The organism is Chitinimonas sp. JJ19 (assembly GCF_036961565.1).
Classification (GTDB): domain Bacteria; phylum Pseudomonadota; class Gammaproteobacteria; order Burkholderiales; family Chitinimonadaceae; genus Chitinimonas.
Genome location: NZ_JBAMDD010000009.1, coordinates 65987 through 85600, shown reverse-complemented (window position 1 = coordinate 85600; position 19614 = coordinate 65987). Strand labels below are relative to the sequence as shown.

16 protein-coding genes are annotated in these 19614 nt (G+C 61.0%); 14 read left to right on the top strand and 2 right to left on the bottom strand.

What is annotated here, in order from left to right; translation table 11 throughout:
- Positions 1-10: 10 nt before the first annotated feature.
- Positions 11-901 carry an SEL1-like repeat protein gene (locus tag V7714_RS12760; RefSeq protein ID WP_335710076.1) on the bottom strand — a complete coding sequence of 297 codons (891 nt, stop codon included), beginning with the start codon at positions 899-901 and terminating at the stop codon, positions 11-13.
- Positions 902-1113: 212 nt separating this feature from the next.
- Between V7714_RS12760 and V7714_RS12755 the strand changes: the two genes are divergently transcribed.
- From V7714_RS12755 to V7714_RS12690, 14 genes are all read left to right on the top strand, one after another.
- Positions 1114-1401: a Flp family type IVb pilin gene (locus tag V7714_RS12755; protein WP_284195943.1), complete on the top strand. Its 288-nt coding sequence runs from the start codon at positions 1114-1116 to the stop codon at positions 1399-1401.
- A gap of 35 nt (positions 1402-1436) precedes the next feature.
- Positions 1437-3113: a pilus assembly protein TadG-related protein gene (locus tag V7714_RS12750; RefSeq protein ID WP_335710075.1), complete on the top strand. Its 1677-nt coding sequence runs from the start codon at positions 1437-1439 to the stop codon at positions 3111-3113.
- On the top strand, positions 3110-4027 hold the full coding sequence (locus V7714_RS12745) for a hypothetical protein (protein WP_335710074.1): 918 nt from the start codon (positions 3110-3112) through the stop codon (positions 4025-4027). The genes V7714_RS12750 and V7714_RS12745 overlap by 4 nt, the downstream gene beginning before the upstream one ends.
- Complete coding sequence (locus V7714_RS12740; protein WP_335710073.1) at positions 4024-4689, top strand: hypothetical protein; 666 nt, start codon at positions 4024-4026, stop codon at positions 4687-4689. The genes V7714_RS12745 and V7714_RS12740 overlap by 4 nt, the downstream gene beginning before the upstream one ends.
- Before the next feature lie 10 nt (positions 4690-4699).
- Entirely contained in the window at positions 4700-5008 is a 309-nt protein-coding gene (locus V7714_RS12735) for a hypothetical protein (RefSeq protein WP_335710072.1), read from the top strand.
- 146 nt (positions 5009-5154) lie between these two features.
- On the top strand, positions 5155-6237 hold the full coding sequence (gene cpaB, locus V7714_RS12730) for a Flp pilus assembly protein CpaB (protein ID WP_335710071.1): 1083 nt from the start codon (positions 5155-5157) through the stop codon (positions 6235-6237).
- Between the two features lie 22 nt (positions 6238-6259).
- Positions 6260-7588: a type II and III secretion system protein family protein gene (locus tag V7714_RS12725; RefSeq protein WP_335710070.1), complete on the top strand. Its 1329-nt coding sequence runs from the start codon at positions 6260-6262 to the stop codon at positions 7586-7588.
- A 9-nt stretch (positions 7589-7597) separates the two neighbouring features.
- Positions 7598-9313, top strand: a complete 1716-nt coding sequence (locus V7714_RS12720) for an ATPase, T2SS/T4P/T4SS family (RefSeq protein ID WP_335710069.1) — start codon at positions 7598-7600, stop codon at positions 9311-9313.
- The gene (locus V7714_RS12715; RefSeq protein WP_335710068.1) at positions 9310-10152 is read left to right on the top strand and encodes a type II secretion system F family protein; all 843 of its coding nucleotides are present in this window, start codon (positions 9310-9312) and stop codon (positions 10150-10152) included. Before V7714_RS12720 ends, V7714_RS12715 begins: the two co-directional genes overlap by 4 nt.
- The gene (locus V7714_RS12710; protein ID WP_335710067.1) at positions 10149-11033 is read left to right on the top strand and encodes a type II secretion system F family protein; all 885 of its coding nucleotides are present in this window, start codon (positions 10149-10151) and stop codon (positions 11031-11033) included. Before V7714_RS12715 ends, V7714_RS12710 begins: the two co-directional genes overlap by 4 nt.
- Entirely contained in the window at positions 11030-11377 is a 348-nt protein-coding gene (locus tag V7714_RS12705; RefSeq protein WP_335710066.1) for a DUF192 domain-containing protein, read from the top strand. Before V7714_RS12710 ends, V7714_RS12705 begins: the two co-directional genes overlap by 4 nt.
- Positions 11374-11847, top strand: coding sequence for a tetratricopeptide repeat protein (locus V7714_RS12700; RefSeq protein WP_335710065.1), 474 nt, complete (start codon positions 11374-11376; stop codon positions 11845-11847). The genes V7714_RS12705 and V7714_RS12700 overlap by 4 nt, the downstream gene beginning before the upstream one ends.
- Entirely contained in the window at positions 11844-12563 is a 720-nt protein-coding gene (locus tag V7714_RS12695; protein ID WP_335710064.1) for a TadE/TadG family type IV pilus assembly protein, read from the top strand. Before V7714_RS12700 ends, V7714_RS12695 begins: the two co-directional genes overlap by 4 nt.
- On the top strand, positions 12560-13096 hold the full coding sequence (locus V7714_RS12690; RefSeq protein ID WP_335710063.1) for a DUF805 domain-containing protein: 537 nt from the start codon (positions 12560-12562) through the stop codon (positions 13094-13096). The genes V7714_RS12695 and V7714_RS12690 overlap by 4 nt, the downstream gene beginning before the upstream one ends.
- A gap of 350 nt (positions 13097-13446) precedes the next feature.
- Here V7714_RS12690 and V7714_RS12685 read toward each other — a convergent pair whose 3' ends face one another.
- A complete protein-coding gene (locus V7714_RS12685) occupies positions 13447-19614 on the bottom strand; it encodes a two-partner secretion domain-containing protein (protein ID WP_335710062.1) in 6168 nt (2055 codons plus the stop codon).

Here is a 19614-nt window from a genome sequence, read left to right as displayed (position 1 = left end):
TGTTGAGGGCTCAGGTAAGCTTCTTTTCCCAGTCGGCTGCTGCGGCCTCGTCCTGCTTCTCACCCCATAGTCCTTGTCGATAGACCTTGATCAGGCGTTGTATGGCTGGGCGATACCCCAGATTGCCTGCACGGGTCAGCCAGTCTATTGCGCGGGCGCTATCCTGCTTGACCCCCCTGCCGTTCTGGTACATCAAGGCCAGGTTCAGCATGGCCTGGCCGTTGCCTTCCTTGGCGGCTTTTTCGTACCAGCTACGTGCTGCATCGAAATCCTGCTTCAGCCCGCGGCCACTCGCATACATGTAACCGAGGTTGTTCTGGCCCTGAGGAAAGCCAGCATCTGCAGCCTTGCGGTATAGCAGGACGGCCTGGTTGTCGTCCTTGGGTACGCCACGACCTTCGGCATACAGGAAGCCAAGGTTGGTCTGCGCCAGGGGCAGGTTCTGGTCTACTCCCTTGCGATACCACTCCACGGCTTTGCCGAAGTCCTGCTTGACCCCCCAGCCATTCTCGAACAACACACCAACATTGTTCTGCGCCAGGGCATAGCCCTTGTCGGCCGCCTTGCGGTACCACTGCATGGCCTGGGTATAGTCACGCGGCACACCAAGGCCGCGCTCGTACAGATAGCCCAGCGAAGTCTGCGCAGGCATGTAGCCTTTGTCCGCCGCCTTCTTGTACCAGAACTGGGCGCGGGTGTAGTCGGCGGTCACCCCTTCTCCGCGCTCGTACATGGAACCCAACTCGGTTTGGGCACGGACATCGCCCTGATTGGCAGATTCTGTGTATTCCTTGGCGGCACGAGCAAAGTCACCGCCTTGCTGGGCGTCCTTCCCGGCTTGGTAGTCGGCCTGGGCGGAGAGGCAGAACAGCAGTGCAAATAAAGGGGTAATACGCATCATGTTGATCCTGTCGGCGAGCATGTTGTTTCAATCTATATAGGCTAGGCTGGATACCGCGCCTGTCAAGGCTTACAAGGGGTTTGACTTTCATCTCGCCGAGGACTAATTTCATTGTCGAGGTGGAAGCAAGTTGCCAGGGTCGGGTGCAGGCCCGCTTCTCGCCTTAGTTCCACCACCCGTACCGCCTTATTCAGCTATCGAGGAGCACGACCATGAAAAAAATCGACAACCTGCGCCAGTCCATGCGCAACTTGCCCAAGCGCCAGACTGGCCAGGGCATGACTGAGTACATCATTATCGTCGCGCTGATTGCCGTGGCGGCCATCGGTGTCTACAGCTTCTTCGGTCAAACCATCCGCGCCCAGGTTTCCGGCTTGGCCAGTGAAGTGGCTGGTGATACCGCTGGTGCATCGTCCGCACGGGGGACCGCCAGTTCTGCCGCTGGCAGCGCCCGTAGCCAGGGTACAGCACAAAAGGGTATGGGTAGCTACGGCAACTAAGCCGCAGCCATCCTATCCTGATGCGGGGCGTCATCATGTCCAGTACAGTGCGCTCCGCTGTCCAGCTTAAAGGCCAGCGCGGTCAGGCGCTGGTCTTTTCGCTTATCGTGCTGGTGGTTGTCATTCTGGTCATGCTGGCAACCTTCAATGTGGGCCAGCAGACGCTGGGCAAGATGCGCTTGCAGAATGCCGCCGATGCGGCTGTCTACAGCGCGGCGCAGGCGCAGGCGCGGGACTACAATTTCTCGGCCTATACCAACCGCGCCATGGTGGCCAATCAGGTCGCCGTCGCACAAGTCGTCGGGCTCACCTCCTGGGCGCGCAATTTCAACAAGACCTACACCAGCGAATTTGCCTGGGTTCCCAAGATGCTTACCGCCTTGGGCGGCCCCTTGGCGGCCTGGATGTGGACGACGCCCTACAATATCAACAAGAGCATATCCAACGGCTTCCAGACGGTGATGAACACCACTGGGCCGATACTGGCCAAGCTGCTGGATGGCATCAATGCGGCCTTGAATCTAGCCCAGATGGTCTACCACTACGGCACTGCCCTGACGATGGCGCAGACCTTGGGGATGGATTTGATCAATTCTTCCGGGGACGGTTTACTCAATAAACTGGGATTGGATACCAGCGGTATGCCGGATGCGGTACAGGACATGCTGAGCCTGGACCCCAAGCACAATGTACTGAAGATGAATGACCCGGAGGCCAGCCTGACCAAGGGCGGCTGGGCGACGGCTGCGGTATCGCTGTACAACTGGCTACGCTTTACCGAGCGCAAGGATCCGAATACCAAGCCCGCTGCCGGCAAGCAGGGCGATGGTGCTGAGGCCGACCGGTTTGCCAGCGTCACCATCAATTCCCTGGATGGCTTCTCGCGTGACCGCAGCACCAAGGATGGCTGGTTTGATGGCGCCCCTGAGTTCTACTACCTGACGCCCAATCCCTTCGTATTTGATCCCACGCGGTTTATTCCCTACCAGAATGGTGCGGTGTTCATGGCACTTTGGCACCGGGGCGGGACCGAACTCAAATCCGTCACTGCAGGCGGCAGCGCCACAGGGTATTCCAAGAAGACCTGGACGGCGCTGGACGCCACCGGTTTTACCGGCGCAGCCATATTCTGGATATCGATACTGGGCATCCCTATCCCCATACCCATCGTGATACCAACCATGCCCATGGGCTGGGGTTCGGCACAGGCGGGGGTACAGATCAGTGGTGCGGGCGCCTTGGGAACCAACAACAACTTCTCCACGCCGGCGGGCGATGCCTATGGCGGTGCCTACAACCACACCATGACCACCATGCCAGCCTTGCGCCAGCGCCCGCAGGGTGCCGGCAATACGCTGGGCGGCGAGGGCTTGCGCCCGTATTTTGATGTGCGCGACCTGACCAAGGACAACCTGGAAGGCGCCAGCCTGCTGATTGAGGTAGAACGCAAATCCAGTACCTTGCCGAACTCCGGCAGCTACAGCAAGGGCCGGTTTGGCATGGAGAATGGCCAGCCGGGTGGGGACGACAGCATGCGTGCCCTGTCTCGCGCGCAAGTCTATTTCTCCCGGCCATCCAAGCTGGGGGAGGGCTGGGAGCGTGAGGACGGCAAGCAGGAACTGGGTAACCTGTACAACCCCTACTGGCAGGCCAGGCTGACGCCTAACAGCTTCCTTGAGAAGTATGCCTCCATGATGTTCCAACACCTATGAGCTATTCGCGCGCACGCCGTCAAGCCGGCCAGGCCATGGTGGAAACCATGATCGTTTGCAGCACGATACTGGTGCCGCTGTTCCTGGCCGTGCCGGTGCTGGCCAAGTATCTGGATATACGCAGCCATGTGGTGCAGGCGGCGCGCTATGCAGCGTGGGAACGTACGGTGTTCTTTGGCGGAGACTCGGCCAGCGAAATAGGCTGGTTCGGGTTTACCAATGCCTGGATAGCCAATGAAAAGACCGACGCCCAGATCAAGGCGGAGATAGGCAGCCGATTGCTGTCGCGTACCTCGGCCACCAGCACCTTCAGCAGCTCCGATAGCGGTAGCAGTGATTTCCGTAGTGGACAGCGTAAGGCGCTGTGGCAGGACCGCAATGGTCAGAGCATGCTCAACTATGCCCAGATATCAGGCGAGGTTGGCCAGAAGTGCGACCCGGCAGGTGGCATGGTGGCGGCCATGACAGGCTACGATTGCGCGCCTGGCACCATCAACCGGGTGCTTACGCCGATTGCCAGCCTGGCTGCCACATTGGGGCCCTTCACCCTGGAAATGGGTGGCAAGTACACGGCCACGGTCACCGTCAGCCCGGAAAGCTACAACCCCAATACCTATCTGATGAGCGCGGCCTTGGCCCGCAAGCCCATGGTGGAAACCGCCATCGTGCTGGGTAATGGCTGGACGGCCGATGGCGCAAGCGCCGATGACAAAACCAGCGTGGTGCAGCAGGTAAAGGGCCTGACGCCACTTTCACTGCTGGCCGCCACGGTCAATATTCCCACCATAGGCGATATCTCATTGCTCAATGTGGTGCAGACCGTGTTCTCTATCTGGGCGCCCGAGCTGTCTACCCGCAAGCTGGAAATTGGCAAGATCGCACCAGATGAAGTTCCGGAAGACCGAGTGAAATGATCAAGTATTTGCTTATCGTGCTGGGTGGCATCGCCTTGATGGCTGAGGCTGCCGAATGCCCAGAGTTTGAGGCGCCCAAGGCCAGGCTGAACTGGATAGCCAAGGATATGCTGGTCAGCGGTGTGCCCATGGCCATCCTGCAGGTGGATAGCGACCAGTCGCCGCTGAGCATGATTGCCCATTACAAGCGGGTCTGGTCGGTAGGGGGCGGGGAGGTGACCGAGTATCCTGTTGCGGGCTGGCAGGCGGTTGCTACGGCTCGTGGGCAGTGTTTCTATACCTTTCAGGTCAAGCCGGCGGGTACGGGGTCTACCGGTTTACTCAGTGTCAGCCAGGCCAATACTGGCCCCTTGCGCAAGCCAGAACGTTTCCCCATGCCATCGGGAAGCCAGGTAGTAAACGACATTGAGCACCGGGACGGCATCAAGAACGGCCGCACCGTGTTTCTGCGTAATGCGCTGACCATGGAAAGCAATGCCATCTACTACCGCAACAACCTGCCCAGCCAGGGCTGGAAGATCAGCATGGAGCGCCGCATCAATACCAAGAACGGCCCAGGCATTGTTTTTGACATGAAGCGCGACAAGAATCTGGCCATGTTGACCATAAGCCGCAGCGAGGGGCAGACCAATGTGCTATTCAACTATATGGATAGACCGTAAGGGGCCGTATATGTCTGCACTACCCCGATCAATACGGACGGCGCAAGCAGGCCAGTCCAGCATCGAATACATTGTGGTGATTGCCGCTTGCATGGGTGGCGTGTTGTTGACCGCCAATGTGGATGGCCTGATGCGCAATATCCGCGATTACTTTACTGATTACAGCTATGCCATGTCGGTCGCTCAGGTGCCCGACTGCATGAATGTCTATGGTGGGTCGGTGGGGCCGGTCAGCGGGTCTGCCACCTTGGATAAATGCCCGGACCTGACCAACCCGACCTGGCCCATCAGTGAAGTATCAGTCAGTTGGGATCAATAGAAAAACAGCGGCGAGGCTGATGTCGGGATACTGCCCCACAACAGCAAGCTGAGCAGCACCCTGCAGCATCGTAGTCACAACCATAACAAGCGGCGATCACCCGGTTGCCATCCATACGAATAGCCCAGACAGGACGCCCGCCCGTCATGAAGCTCAATTTTGCCAAGGTCAATCGAACCTGGGTGATGCTGGTCGCAGCGATATTGCTCGGCCTGCTCGCCATGTTTCTCACCGTGCAGTATCTGCGGCTGCAGGAGCGTACGCTCCAGAGCGAGATAGAAGCCAAGGTTCGAGGTAAGGGACCTACCGTTGCTGTCGTAGTTCCCACCAGCGATCTGCCGGCGGGTTCGCCTATAGACCTCAGTGTCGTCGCCTCGCGAGAGATAGCTGGCGATCTGGTCTACGACGATACCGTCACCGTTGAACAGTTCGAGAACTACAAAGGCCTGGCATTGATTCGGCCAGTTAAGCAGGGCAGGCCGTTGTTGCGGGCAGATTTGCGCGAGATCTATGCTGACTTTGCAGGCTCGCTCAAAACCGGCACGCGCGCCATGACCATAGAGACCGATGAACTCAATTCGATCTCGCATATGGTGCAGCCCGGCAACCTGATTGACCTGATGCTGATCATGGAGCAGAGCGCCAACGCAGCCCCCAATAATCCATCAGGGGGCAAGAGCAGCAGCATGGTGGTGCCCTTCATGCTGAGCGTCAAAGTGCTGGCAACCGGCCAGAAGGTTGTCAGGGATGATCCTGCCAACGGCCAGGAGCGCCGCTCGACTTATGGCACCTATACCCTAGAGGTCAACCCCAGCCAGGCGATGAGTTTGGTGATGGCGCAGGAGATGGGCAAGCTGCGGGCAGTGTTGCGCAACGAAAAGGATGCGATCAAGAGCAGCGACCCTGCCAGCGAATATGACTCCTCCAGTGCGGGTGACCTGATGCGTAATATTGCTGCGCGGACCCAGGCCGTGGCCAAGGCGACTGCGGCGGCACGTATAGAAATGCCGGTGACCGGCGATGTGGATGCCTACATCGAATACATCATCGGCGGCAAGGGTGGTTCGGAGGGCGTGACACCTAGCTTGAACATTCCCGTGTCGGGCGGCATGGGCAGTATCTCGATGGCCCCACCCGCAGGTGCGCCTAATCCTGTCGGGATGCCAGCCAGCTTGCCGATAAACGTCATGCCTACGGCGCCGGCAGCCAACACCAACACGCAAAAATAACGAGCGACGGGATACCTACAACATGCGCAAACCCATCTGCACCCTTGCCTTGCTGTCTGTTGCCGGATTGGCGCCTGTGGCACTGGCTGCTACCGTCAAGACACCGGCGCCGGCACCTGTTGCCGAAGCGCCTCAGGGCGTTACCGAAATCAAGATGTTTATCGGCGAACTGAAGACCATACCGGCCGGCAAGCTCGACCGAGTCGCCATTGGCAATGGCGCGATAGTCTCTACCCGTGCGCTGGAAACAGGCGAGTTGCTGTTGCTGGCCGAGAAGGAGGGCGATACCTCCATGATGCTATGGTCTGGCAAGGGGCCGCGGCGACAGTACATCGTCCGCGTGGTGACCCGTGACAGCCAGGGTGCCTACCAGGCTGCGGCCAGCATGCTCAAGGATGTACCCGGCCTGAAGCTCAGCCAGATAGGTGGCAATGTGGTCATCAGCGGCACAGCCAGCAAGACGGATCTGGAGCGCATCGCCCTGGTAGCCAAGCTCTACCCGCAGGTGGTGAGCCTGGTGTCTGCTGAAGATGTCTCCATGAAGAAAATGATTTACTTCAAGGTGCAGGTGGTGGAGATGAAGCGCTCCCTGCTGGAGAACCTGGGGGTGCAATGGCCGGGCTCGATGGCAGGGCCGTCGGTGGGCTTTCTGGGCAACTGGGGTTCAGAGAACCGTACGGGCATACAAGCACCGATACAGGGGATATTACCCATCCAGACCGGCAATCGGGGCTTGCGTACCTACCTGGGTATTTCGTCCTTGCTCAACACCACCATCAATATTGCCAAGAACAATGGTGATGCTTATATCCTGGCAGAACCCGAGTTGTCGGCTCGTTCGGGCGGTGAGGCGCGTTTCCTTGCCGGCGGGCAGTTCCCCATACGGGTTGCCGGCGCGTTGGGTTCGACGTCTATCGAATACAAGGACTACGGCATCAAGCTCACCATCAAGCCGGTGGCCGATGACCAAGGGAATGTCTCTGCAGCGGTGGATACCGAGGTCAGTTCCATCGACAGTTCGGTATCGGTAGATGGCGCGCCAGGCCTGCTGTCGCGCAAGACCAGCACGGATATCAATGTACGCAACGGCCAGACCATCGCCCTGTCTGGCCTGATCAACAGCGAGATGTCCAAGGATATCTCGCGGGTGCCCGGACTGGGTTCCATACCCGTGATAGGTCAGCTGTTCCGCTCGGACAACTTCCGCAATAGCCGCACCGACCTGGTCATCTTGGTCACGCCTACGGTGATAGACCCGGCGTCTACCCTCAATCGTGAACGTATTGAGAAGAGCGACGGCATGCGGGAGCGCTTTGAGCGCAGCGTGGGCAAATCAGAGATACTGGATTGAGGGCGCGCCATGTTGAACGTATTGGTAACTACACCGCGCGGCGCCGAGAATGTGTTTGAGTGCACCATCGATAGCTGCGCCATAGGCAAGAGCGACGAGAACCTCATCATCCTGCAGGGCTGGTCGGTGGCCAAGCGCCATGCTGCCATCCATCGCCGGGCAGACGGCGTGTATGTGGAGAATCTGGATCCCAAGGGCAATACCGAGGTGAATGGCAAGCAAGCCAGCCTGTATGGCCCGCTCAAGCCGGGGGATGTGATCCATATCTGCGGCTATGAGTTGCGGGTGATGGATCTGGACGAACCGGCTCCGGCTCCGGCTCCAACCTCCGCACCTGCGCCTATGCACGCTTCGATGGATGCAGGTATGGCACCTGTAGCCAGCGCGGCGACGGCCGCCGTGCCTACCGTGACCGATGAAGTGTCAGCACGTGACCCTGGCCAGCAGGCGGTCTGGATAGGTTTGCTCAAGCGCATCCATACCGAGCTGATCAAGCAGATGGATTTGCGCCGCATCGATATTGCCAGCCAGAGCGAGGAGGAACTACGTCGCAATACGGGGCTGATGCTGGCGGAGATCGTTCGCAACGACAAGACCATACCCGAAGGTTTTGACCGTGACCTGTTGGTCAAGCAGGTACAGGACGAGGTTGTGGGGCTAGGGCCGTTGGAGGATTTGCTGGCGGACGATGCGGTGACCGAAATCATGGTGAATCGCTTTGACGAGATATTCATCGAGCGCAAGGGTCGGCTTACCAAGTCGGATATCACCTTTACCTCGGATCAGGCTGTAGTCAGTGCCATTGAGCGCATCGTGACCCCCTTGGGACGCCGTATTGATGAATCCTCGCCCATGGTGGATGCCCGCCTGAAGGATGGATCGCGGGTGAATGCGGTGATTCCGCCCCTGGCGCTCAAGGGTGCCAATATCACCATACGGAAGTTTGCCAAGAGCAAACTGCATGGCGAGGACTTGATCAAGTTCGGCTCCATGACGCCGACCATGCTGGCATTTCTTCGCACCATCGTGGAGCAGAAGGCCAATATCATCATCTCGGGGGGGACGGGCTCGGGCAAGACGACCTTGCTCAATGTGCTGTCCAACTACATTCCCGATGATGAGCGTATCGTGACGGTGGAGGATGCGGCCGAACTCAAGCTGAGCCAGCCCAACTTGGTGGGACTGGAATCCCGTCCACCCAATGCCGAGGGCAAGGGCGCCGTGCTGATACGCGATCTGGTGAAGAACTGTCTGCGGATGCGGCCCGACCGTATTGTGGTGGGGGAGTGCCGGGGCGGCGAGGCGCTGGATATGCTGACGGCCATGAATACCGGCCATGATGGTTCGCTTACCACTGCCCACGCCAACACCCCGCGAGATTGTCTGGCGCGGGTAGAGGTGATGGTGATGATGGCGGGGCTGGACCTGCCTATCCGGGCCATACGCGAGCAGATATCGTCAGCCGTGCGCTTTATCGTGCAGCAGAACCGTTTTTCCTGCGGTTCGCGCAAAGTGACCCACGTGACCGAAATCACCGGCATGGAAGGCGACATGATACAGATGCAGGATATCTTTCTGTTCAAGCAGGAGGGCTTCGGTGCTGACGGCAAGGTCAAGGGGCGGCATATCTCGACGGGTGCCGTGCCGGACTTCTATCAGGATCTGGCTGCGCGCGGGATGGATGTCGACATGAGCATCTTCCAGGGCGGGGAGATACGGCGATGACACTGCTGCTTGCGTTGATCTTCCTGGTGACCCTGATCACTGCCTGGCTGGTATACAAGGCGATACAGGGCTATCTGGACAAGCAACGCGCCAGCATAGAGCTGACCACGGCCACCACCTTGGCCGACATGTTCATCTTCCTCGATCCGCAGAAGATGTTCCGCTACAACGTGGCGCTGACCTGCATCCTGCCGCCCATAGTCTGGTTGCTGACCGGCAACCCGGTATTCGCCTTTGGCGCCCTGATTGCGACGGTATTCCTGCCCAAGTGGTATGTGGGTTTCCTGGGGCGTCGCCGGCTCAAGCGGCTGGAGCAGCAATTGCCTGATGCATTGCTGATGGTATCGGGCGCCATGCGGGCGGGAGCCAGCCTCAATGTGTCGCTGGAATCCATGGTCAAGGAATCCAAGCCACCAGTCAGCCAGGAATTCGAGCTGATGCTGCGCGAGCAACGACTGGGTGTGGATTTCGATACCGCACTGCAGAACATGGAGCGGCGCAACCCGCAGCAGGATTTTCAGCTGGTGATTTCTGCCATGCGGATTTCCAAGGAGGTGGGTGGAAATCTGGCTGAGATACTGGAATCACTGGCTGGGGTATTGCGCGACAAAGCCATCATGGAAGGCAAGATACGCAGCCTGACTGCACAGGGTAAGGCGCAGGGCGTGATCATGACTGGCCTGCCCATATTGATGATGCTGGCCTTGCGCGCAATCGAGCCCAAGGCCATGGAACCGTTGTTCAACACCTGGATAGGCTATGGGACACTCACCGTCATCATCGTGATGGAACTGGTGGGCTACTGGTTTATCCGCAAGATCACGACAATAGACGTATGACCACCACCTTTATCGGATTGCTGATCGGTGCGCTTATCGGTGTGAGCGTGTTGCTGATGTTCTATAGCATGAGCCAGCTCAAGCGCGAGGTGCCGAGCGAGGATCGTGCCTATATGGACGAGCTACCCCCTATGCTGCGGCTGATCTGGCCGGGGGTGAACTTCATGGAGTACCACTTCACTTCGCGCTTTCCTCCCGATCTGCTGGAGCGGGCGCACAAATCATTGCGCGAAACCGGTGTGGGCTATCTGATGAGCGCTGAGCAATACTACGCCCTGCGTCTGCTGTCTGCGCTTATTGCTGGTGCCTTGACCTTGTTTTGTATCGCAGCCTTGCATTCACAGGCTTACCACTGGGCTGCCGTGGTGGCTTTCCTGGGTTATTTCTACCCCCTGATCTGGTTGTCTGACGTGCGCAAGAAGCGCCGCAAGGAAGTGCTGAAGTCCTTGCCGGTCTACCTGGATTTCATCACCCTGGGGGTGGAGGCAGGCTTGAACCTGACGGGTGCCATCAAGCAATCGATGGAAAAAGGCCCGGCAGGGGCGTTGCGGCACGAGTTCTATATGGTGGTGCGTGATCTGCGTGCTGGTGTACCTCGCGCCGACGCGCTGCGCCGTATGGAGGCGAGGCTGGACATGCAGGAGATAACGGCCTTTGTGGGGGCGGTAATCCAGGCCGAAAAGATGGGTGCCCGTCTGGGCCAGGTTTTGCGTATGCAGGCCGAGCAGCGCCGTATCGAGCGTTTTCAGCGTGCCGAGAAGCTGGCCATGGAGGCACCGGTCAAGCTGATACTGCCGCTGATCATGTTTATCTTCCCAGTGACGTTTATCGTGCTTGCCTTCCCCATCGTCATGAAGTTTATGCAGGAAGGTATGCTTTGAAGCAATTGGCCGCCTGGCGCGGCGATACGTTGCTGCTGGGCAAGGTGTGGCTGGCGGAGAGTGCGACCGAACGCATGCAGGGATTGCTGGGCAGGCCGCCCTTGGCCGCAGATGAAGCCATGTTGATACAACCATGCAGACTGATACATACCGTGGGGATGGCCTATCCGCTGGACTTGGCCTTTGTGGACAAACAGGGCAGGGTGCGCAAGCTGGTCAGCCAATTGCGCCCGGCCCGCATGGCCGGTTGCCTCAGTGCTACGGCCACCCTGGAAATGGCCCCGGGCACCATAGACCGCCTGGGTTTGGTGACGGGCGAGCAACTGCATTGGCGGCCAGCATGAAGCGTCTGCTAGGCCGGCTGTGGCTACCCGCGCTGCTACACACCCTGCTGGTTGCCTGCTCGGCCATGCCAGCCGCCATTACTGGCGATGCTGCCGATGCCTATGCCATGAACAGGGAGGCAGAGGCAGCCCACCAGGAGGGGGACGACGTGAAGTCGGAAAGGCTGCTGCAGGGGCTGTTGCGGGTGGCACCCAATGATGCGGAAACCTGGTTTCGCCTGGCCAATCTCTACGCCCGGTCCGACCGGCCGGAGCAGGCGGCCGAGGCCTACCAGCGCAGCCTGATGATCAAGCCGCATGATGCCCGCGCTTGGCATAACCTGGGCGTGATACGGCAACGGCAGGCGGTGGCAGCCATGATGCAGGCTCACAGCCTGGCCGCCGATGATGAGGCCTTGCGCAGCAAGGCTGCCAAGGTGCTGCAGCTGTTGGAGCAGGCGCAGGGCACGCAGGGGAGTGCCAAGCCATGATGCGGCGACGCCTGCATGGGCAAGCCATGCCCGAATTCCTCTATGCCCTGCCCATTTTGCTGTTGCTGACCCTGGGTGCCATACAGATGGGCTTCATCTACCAGGCCAAGCTGACCCTGAACTACGCTGCCACGGTTGCGGTGCGCGAGGGGGCATTACGCAATGGCAAGATGGACGCCATACTGGATGGCATGGAGGCTGGACTGACGCCCATGTTTGCCCACAGCCTCGGTAGCCGTGACATGGCCATGATCAAGAAAGCCCGGCTCAGCGCACATAATCTGGTGTCCAATACCAAGCTGACCCGCATCACCATCGTGAATCCCACCTCGGCCTTGTTGACGGCCCACCAGGGGGATTCCGAATCCGGCAGCGAGATACCTAACGATAACCTGATGTACCGTGATGCCACGGCAATCAAGGGTGGTTTGAACGTGCAGGATGCCAACATCTTGAAGATACACGTGCGGATCTGCTACCGCATGTTCGTGCCCATCATCAACAAGCTGATCTACAACCTGGCGGTGGACCCGCCGGGTACGCCAGCTGCCGTCAGCAGGGATGCCCCTGGGATGCTGCGCAGCTACGGTGCCGGCTCGACCACGCGTACCTGCACCGACAGGCCAGACAGCGACTACTACCTGCCTATTGAGGCTGAAGCGGTCATGCGCATGCAATCGCCCTTCCAAAACCCAGGCAAGTGGGTGGCACCGTGAGCGAGGTGGACTATCAACCGATTGCACCTTCCCGCAAACCGCCGGAAGGTCGCCGCCGCTTACCCTGGCCCAGTGGCCGCATGGGCCGTATACGCTATATTGCCTGCGTGCTGGGCTTGGCGATTCTGTACACCCTTAGCCTGTCCTTGATCATCACCGTCCTGACCATGGCACTACCGCCGGAGTCGGTGGCGGGCGCCTTCCAGATCTGGAGTGCGGGCTTGTTCCTGCTGTTGATGGCGGGCTTGCTGTTTTGGTCAGTGGAACGAGCCCATGATGCCAATCTGCCGGGCTGGGTCGCCCTGCTGGTGTTGGTGCCTGGGGTGAACCTGCTGTTCTGGTTATGGCCTGGCAAGCATGGCGATAACCGCTATGGACCACCGCCCGCACCGGCCAATCTGCTGACCAAGATAGGGGTATGCCTGACCGTGGGCTTGTTGGTGTTGAGCTACCTCTACACCAAGACCTATGGCCCCATGGTATCGGAGCCGCCCCCCAAGCCTGTGCCGCAACTGCCGGCCTATCAGGAGTAGTGGGGGTATCCGGCTGTCTGCACCACAGGATAGACCCCAGGCCCTGTTTGATACGGATGCCCGAAGTTACGTAGGGGAGGGCTCGCCGGGGGCATGAGCAAACCATCCCTGTGGCCCGGAAGGGAGTGTGGCGAAGGGGGGGCACCGTTACTGCCAGCAAACGGTTAAAACAGAAACAGGGCACCTAAGTTGTGCCCTGTTTCTGTTTTCTCGGCGACGTCCGCCTTGCTATCTGTCGGATACGATTACCCTGCTTAGTCACCCATGGTGCCGTGGGCTGGAGCCCGTTCAACGCTTTTCGACTCGCCGGAACGAGGAGAAAAGATCGTGAACAGGCTCTAAGCAGGTACTCAGCGTGCAGCAGTCTTGATCGGTGCAGCTTGATCCTTGGCAGGCTTGCGCTCGCAGTCCTTGCGTACGTTGACGCCTTCGCCACGTAGCTTGACCAAGCCACGGCCACCGCTCAGGTCGATTTCACCGGCCGTCTTTTCATCGACAGGGCGCTTGTTGAGCGGCATCTCCGTACAGGGTATGCCGCTATCGGCCAGGCTACGGTCTGCCTGCCCATTACCCTCTCCATCATCACCATCTCCACCACCGTCACGGCCACCATCGTCTCCGCCCTGGCCATCGCCCTGGCCGTTGCCATCACCTTTGGTGCCTTTGCCGCTGCCGCCTGATCCCGCGCCGTTCTCGTCATTGCTGCCGCCACCGCCACCGCTGCCTTCCTCATCGCCGCCGCCACCGGTGCCCTTGGAACCACCCGACCCGGCACCGCCTTCGCCGTCATCGTCGTTGCCCGAGCCGCCACTACCGCCACCATCACCGTCGTCGCCGCCCTTGCCGCTGTCGCCCGAGCCGGAGCCGTCATCACCACTGTCGTCGCCGTCACTGCCGCCTGCGCCATCACCGTCGCCGTCGTCACCGTTACCGGAGCCCCCACTGCCTGCGCCGCCGTCTCCATCGTCATCCTTGCCCGACCCACCGCCGCCGCTGCCTTCACCATCACCGTCTCCCTTGCCGCTGCCACCCGAGCCGGAACCATCATCGCCACCGTCGTCGCCGTCACTGCCACCTGCGCCATCGCCACTGCCGTCATCGCCGCTACCCGAGCCACCGCTACCGGCACCGCCACCATCGTCGTCGCCGCCACCACTGCCGCCACCAGAGCCGCTGCCATCACCATCGCCGTCGCCACTGCCGCCTGAGCCCGAACCGTCGTCGCCGCCGCTATCGCCATCGCTGCCGCCCGCGCCATCACCGGAGCCGTCGTCACCACTGCCCGATCCGCCGCTACCGGCACCGCCGTCGCCATCGCCATCATCGCCGCCGCTACCGCCGCCGGAGCCACTTCCGTCGCCATCGCCGCTACCGGAGCCACCACTGCCGCTGCCGTTGCTGCCATCGCCATCATTACCGGAGCCACTGCCACCGGCGCCACCGCCGTCTCCACCGTCGTCGTCACCACTGCCACTACCCGCACTGCCGCCGCCGTCCGTATCGCCACCCGAGCCGCTGCCCGAGCCACCGCTACCATTACCGCTGCCGCCATTACCACTGCCGGAACCGCCGCCACCTGCGCCGGCACCATCACCATCGCCATCGTCGCCGCTACCGGAGCCGGCTCCGCCACTACCGTTGCCGCCAGCGCCGCCCGAGCCCCCACTGCCGCTACCGCCTGAGCCGCTGCCATCACCCCCGCTGGAGCCGGAGCCGGAACCGCCGCTACCCGTGCCTGCGCCGCTGCCGGCGCCACCCGAGCCACCGCCGCTGGCTGTGCCGCCACCGGTGCCATCGGAACCGCCACCGCTGCCGCCACCACTACCACTGCCTGAGCCGCTACCCGAGCCGCTGCCGCCGGAGCCTGCACCGGCACCACCGCCATCGTCGTCTCCGCCGCCACCGCCAGAACCGCTGCCTGCGCCGCCGCCACCGCCGCTGCCCGAACCGCTACCCGAGCCGCTGCCACCGCCAGAGCCCGATCCACCACCTGAGCCGGAGCCGGACCCGGAGCCGCTACCTGAGCCACCGCCGCCGCCCGAGCCGCTGCCTGATCCTGATCCACTACCCGAGCCGGAGCCACTGCCGCCGCCACCGCTGCCGGAACCACCTCCTCCGCCACCGCCCGAGCCACCGCCCGAGCCGCTGCCTGAACCGCCGCCGCCGGTACCACCGGAACCACCACCAGTGCCGCCGGTGCCATTTCCGCTACCGGTCGAACCACCACCCGAGCCGCTGCCAGGCCCGGCTGTTGGGCCTGTGCTGCCGCCGCTGCCACCGCCACCGGTACCACTACCGTCGCCGGTGTCGCCACCGTCCGGGGTGCTGTCTGGCTCGGGATTGGTGGCCCCACAGCTGGCAACCCCGGCGTTGCAACCGGTCCAGGTGGCACCCCGCTGGCCACTATTGCCCTTGTAGGCAATGGTGGGGGGGGTGTTGTGGACAACGATGCTCTTGGGTGTGTCGAGTTCCAGGGTACGGGTGCCCAGGTTGAAACCACTGCCATCGGCGACGTGGATATCGGTATAGACCGGGTTGTACTTGGTGGGCGAACTGCCAAAGGGCATATCTGGCGTGCCGCTGATGATGATGGTGCCCTTGGCATTGAACTTGTTCAGCAGATCGGCCTTGTACTCGGTTTCGTTGCCATAGGCGGCGCTGGCTGGGCGGTTGCCCACCCAGATGGTCTGGTCCCCCAGGTTGCGCAACACGATCTTGACGTTATCGGCACTAATGTACTGGCTGCTGTCGCCATTCATGACCAGGGTGTCGGAGATCAGATGTATCTGGTCGCCAAAGGTCTCGAAGCCGTTGACCAGCAGGTTGCGCCCCAGCAGGCGCAGGTTGTAGAGGCGACCTATCTGGTCGACCTGGATATCGCCGCTGGTCTGGGCGGAGATGCTGCGATAGGAAAGATTGGCCTTGCCGTTGTCGCCTATGCGGATAAAGCCGCTGTAAGCCCCAATTTGGCCGGCTGCGATCGGATCGGTCAGCGCATAGGGGCGGGCGCCAAAGTAGAAAGTGGAGGTCAGGTTGGTGAACTTGAGCAGGGTTTCCCAGGTATAGGTGGTATCAGTGGTGACCCCTGCAACATAAGGGTTGGAAGGATCGTCTGCCCTGACCCGGATGGTGCGGCTCAAACCAAAGGGCTGAAGGATGATACGGGCGCCATTCTTGGTGGCGGCATCCAGTACGACGTCCATATTGTTGGCGCGCAGGAACAGCGTGTCACCATTGCTGTTGAGCTTGATGATGCGCAGGTCGTCGCCGGTGGTCAGGTAGAAGTTGCCGACGGGCTTGTTGACGGCATCCAGTGAAACCTCGGTCGTGGTGGTGGTGCCCCCACTGGCGCTGCTGGTACCGCCTGCGCCTGGCGAGCCGGGTACGGTACTGCTGCTGTTCGAGCTGGTGCCAGTGGGTACCTTCAGGTCGATGGCATCACTGACGGCGCCGATGGCAGCGGCGGCCAGCAGGCCGGTATAGCTGCTATTGTCGACTATGGTGTCCTTGCCACCGCCGGCCACCAGGGTTTCGACCTCGCTCTTGATATTGAAGGTGCCCTGGCCAACCTCGCCCAAGAGCCCCAGCGAGTTGCCATAGATCATGGCACCGTTGATGGTACGCGCCAGGAAGTCTCCACCTATGCCTATGGTGACCGAGCCACGCTGTTTGGTAGTGACGACATTGCTGGTATCGGTCCAGGTGCCGGGTGTTGTGATGTTCTGGCTGATGTTGAGGTTGCCGCCGATGGAGAGCGAGACGTTGTTGGTGTTGTAGGTAGGCGGCTTGGGTGGCGTGGTGGTGCTATCTGCTGGCGCGACGATGGTATTGGAGGTGGTACGTATGCCATTGACGCCACCCACCGAGCCGATGGTGACGGTATTGCCCGTGCGTGGCGCGCCGGTATAGAAGAACGAACCATTGAGCGAAGCCGCCAGGACATCAATCTGGTTGTTGGCGTTGCTGAGGCTGACGGTATTGACCTTGCTGCTGTTGCCCTGGTCTTTCACCACCAGCGAGCCGGCGACGATGGAGCCGGCTGTTTCACCGGCAACATTGCGCTGCAGTACCCCGCCTTGGTCCAGCTCCAGTGTCAGTTGCCCGCCTCCGAGGTTGACGTTGTTGTCTATCTTCAGGCTGGCCGGGTTGGCGGCATCGCCAAATGGCTTGCTGTAATCGGGCGTGGCAGTGGGTGAACCGGTGCGCAGGCTGAGGTTGCCCCCCTGCGTGGATATCCCTATGACCCAGTTCCAGACGTTGCCTACCGCCAGCTCGTCCTTGTCTCGGAAGGTGATGGAACCGTTGCTGGTGTCGGCTGCCAATACATTCACGTCATTACCGGCAGAAGCCAGATTGAAATTGCCGCTGCCTTTCAGCATCAGGCCATCGGCTATGATGCTGCCGCCAGACTGATTGAGCCCTGCATTGGCACCCGCCAGGAAAAAGCCGGTGCCCGAGCCCAGGTTGACATCCTGGGCAAAGGTGATGCCATTGTTGTTGTAGACCTGTAGCGAGCCATTGCCGCTGGTGTAGCCGTTCACCCCGGCCACCGAACCCAAGCTGATGGCCGAGTTGCCCGAGTACTGCACACTGCCGCCAGTCAGGCTGGCGGCCAGGGTGCCGATCTGGTTGGTTGAGGTATAGAAGCCAGAGCCACCATAGCTCAGTAGCCGGAAATAGCCGCTACCCTTGAGCAGCAGGCCGCTGGCAAACAGGCCGGTGCTGGTCGTGGTCTGCAGGGCGCCGTTGGCCATGTCTAGAGTGATGCTGCCCGATCCAGCGCGGATGTCATGACCCAGCGAGGCCGAAGCAGATGACTTGAGGGTGATGTTGCCGTTGCCGGAGTTCAGCTTGCCGATATTGAGCGCGCCGCTGCCCAGTGCCTGCAGCGTAATGCTGCCGCCTGCTGTGCGTATCTCGTCGTTGACGTCTTCGTAGCGTATGCCGCCCGACTGGGTAGAGGTGATGCGCAGGCTGCCGGCACTGGTCTGCTTCATATTGAGCAGGTTGTCGGTCAAATCCTTCAGCAGAATCTCGCCGGTGGCCTCGATGACCACATTGGTGTTGGCAGTCAGGCCTTCCAGCGTCTGTTCGGCCAGCGTGTTGGGATTGGTATCGGGGTCGGCGGCAAACAGGGTGCCGTCAGCCACGCTGCCGGCCTGGTCGCCGGTTGCGGCTGCGCCATTGGTAATGGTCAGGCTGCTTGGGTCCAGCAATAGTGCGCCGGTGTTGCCGTTGGCTGCGCTGGTATTGACCGTGCCATTGAAGGCCAGCTTGTCCTTGCCGGAGACCTCGACCGCGCCACCATTACCCGCCAGCGCGCCCCCCTGGGCGCTGATATGGCCAGCAAAGCGGGTATCACCATCGGCCCATACCACCACCTTGCCACCGTTGCCCTGCTGGGTCGCATCGGCAAGCAGTTGTGCGCCTGCCTGCACCAGCGTCCGTTGTGCGTTGGTAACCGTGCCCTTGCCCTGCCAGTCGCCGCCTACCAGTATCTGGCCACCGCCGTGCTGGCCGCTGGCATCAAGCCGGGCGGTATCGGTCAAGGCAACCTGCTGGCCCAATACGGCAATCCGGCCGCCAACGTCGGCACTACCGCTGGCAGCAACCGTACCGGTCAGTACCGTGGTGGCATCCGATTCCAGCCTGACCTGGCCACCGCTGGCGCCGCTGACATCCAGCTGGCCACTCATGCTCACATTGCCGCCGGTGCCAAGCAGTTCTATCTCGCCATCCTGCCCGGCAACGCCTTGCGCCCGTATCAGTCCAGCCTGGTTCACCGCACTGCCTGCCAGGGAACGTGCCGTGCGTGCCGCCATGATGACGCGCCCACCATCGGCCAGTATCTGGCCTGAGTTGGCTGCACCAGCCAGCTCACCCAGCGCCTCCTGGCTGAGTGCGTAGCTGATCAGGCCGTCGCCAGCCAGGTCCAGCTGCAGTGCGTGGCCCGCACCCATGAACACACTGCCCAGACGTGCCTCGATCAGGCCCCGGTTGATGACCCGGTCGCCTGCCAGGGCGATAAAGCCACCGTCGGCTGCCCGCAGGCTGCCATCGTTGATGACGGTGGCGGCGTTGCCCTTGCCGTGGAAGGTATAGCGCCCAGCCAGGAAATCCTCATTGCGGATGTCCATGGTGGTGGCCAGCAGGCCACCCACATCTACCCGCGCGCCGGCGCCAAAGTACACGCCGTTGGGATTGACCAGGAATATGCGTCCGTTGGCCTGCAGCTGGCCCAGTATCTGGGAGGGATCATTGCCTATGACACGATTGAGCATGACCGACTGGTTTCCGGGCTGCAGGAAACGCATCAACTGGTCGGCGCTGATGCTGAAACTGCCCCAATTGACGATGGCACGATCACTGGCCTGGGTGACCACCGACCCATTCGGGCTGAAAGTCACATCGCCAGAGACAACGGTGGGTGTGGAGGGCAGTTCGGCCCGAACGGACAGTGCCGCCAGGCAAGCCAGTGCAAGCAGGGTGGGCCGGAAGGGCAGGGCTCGTATAGGCAT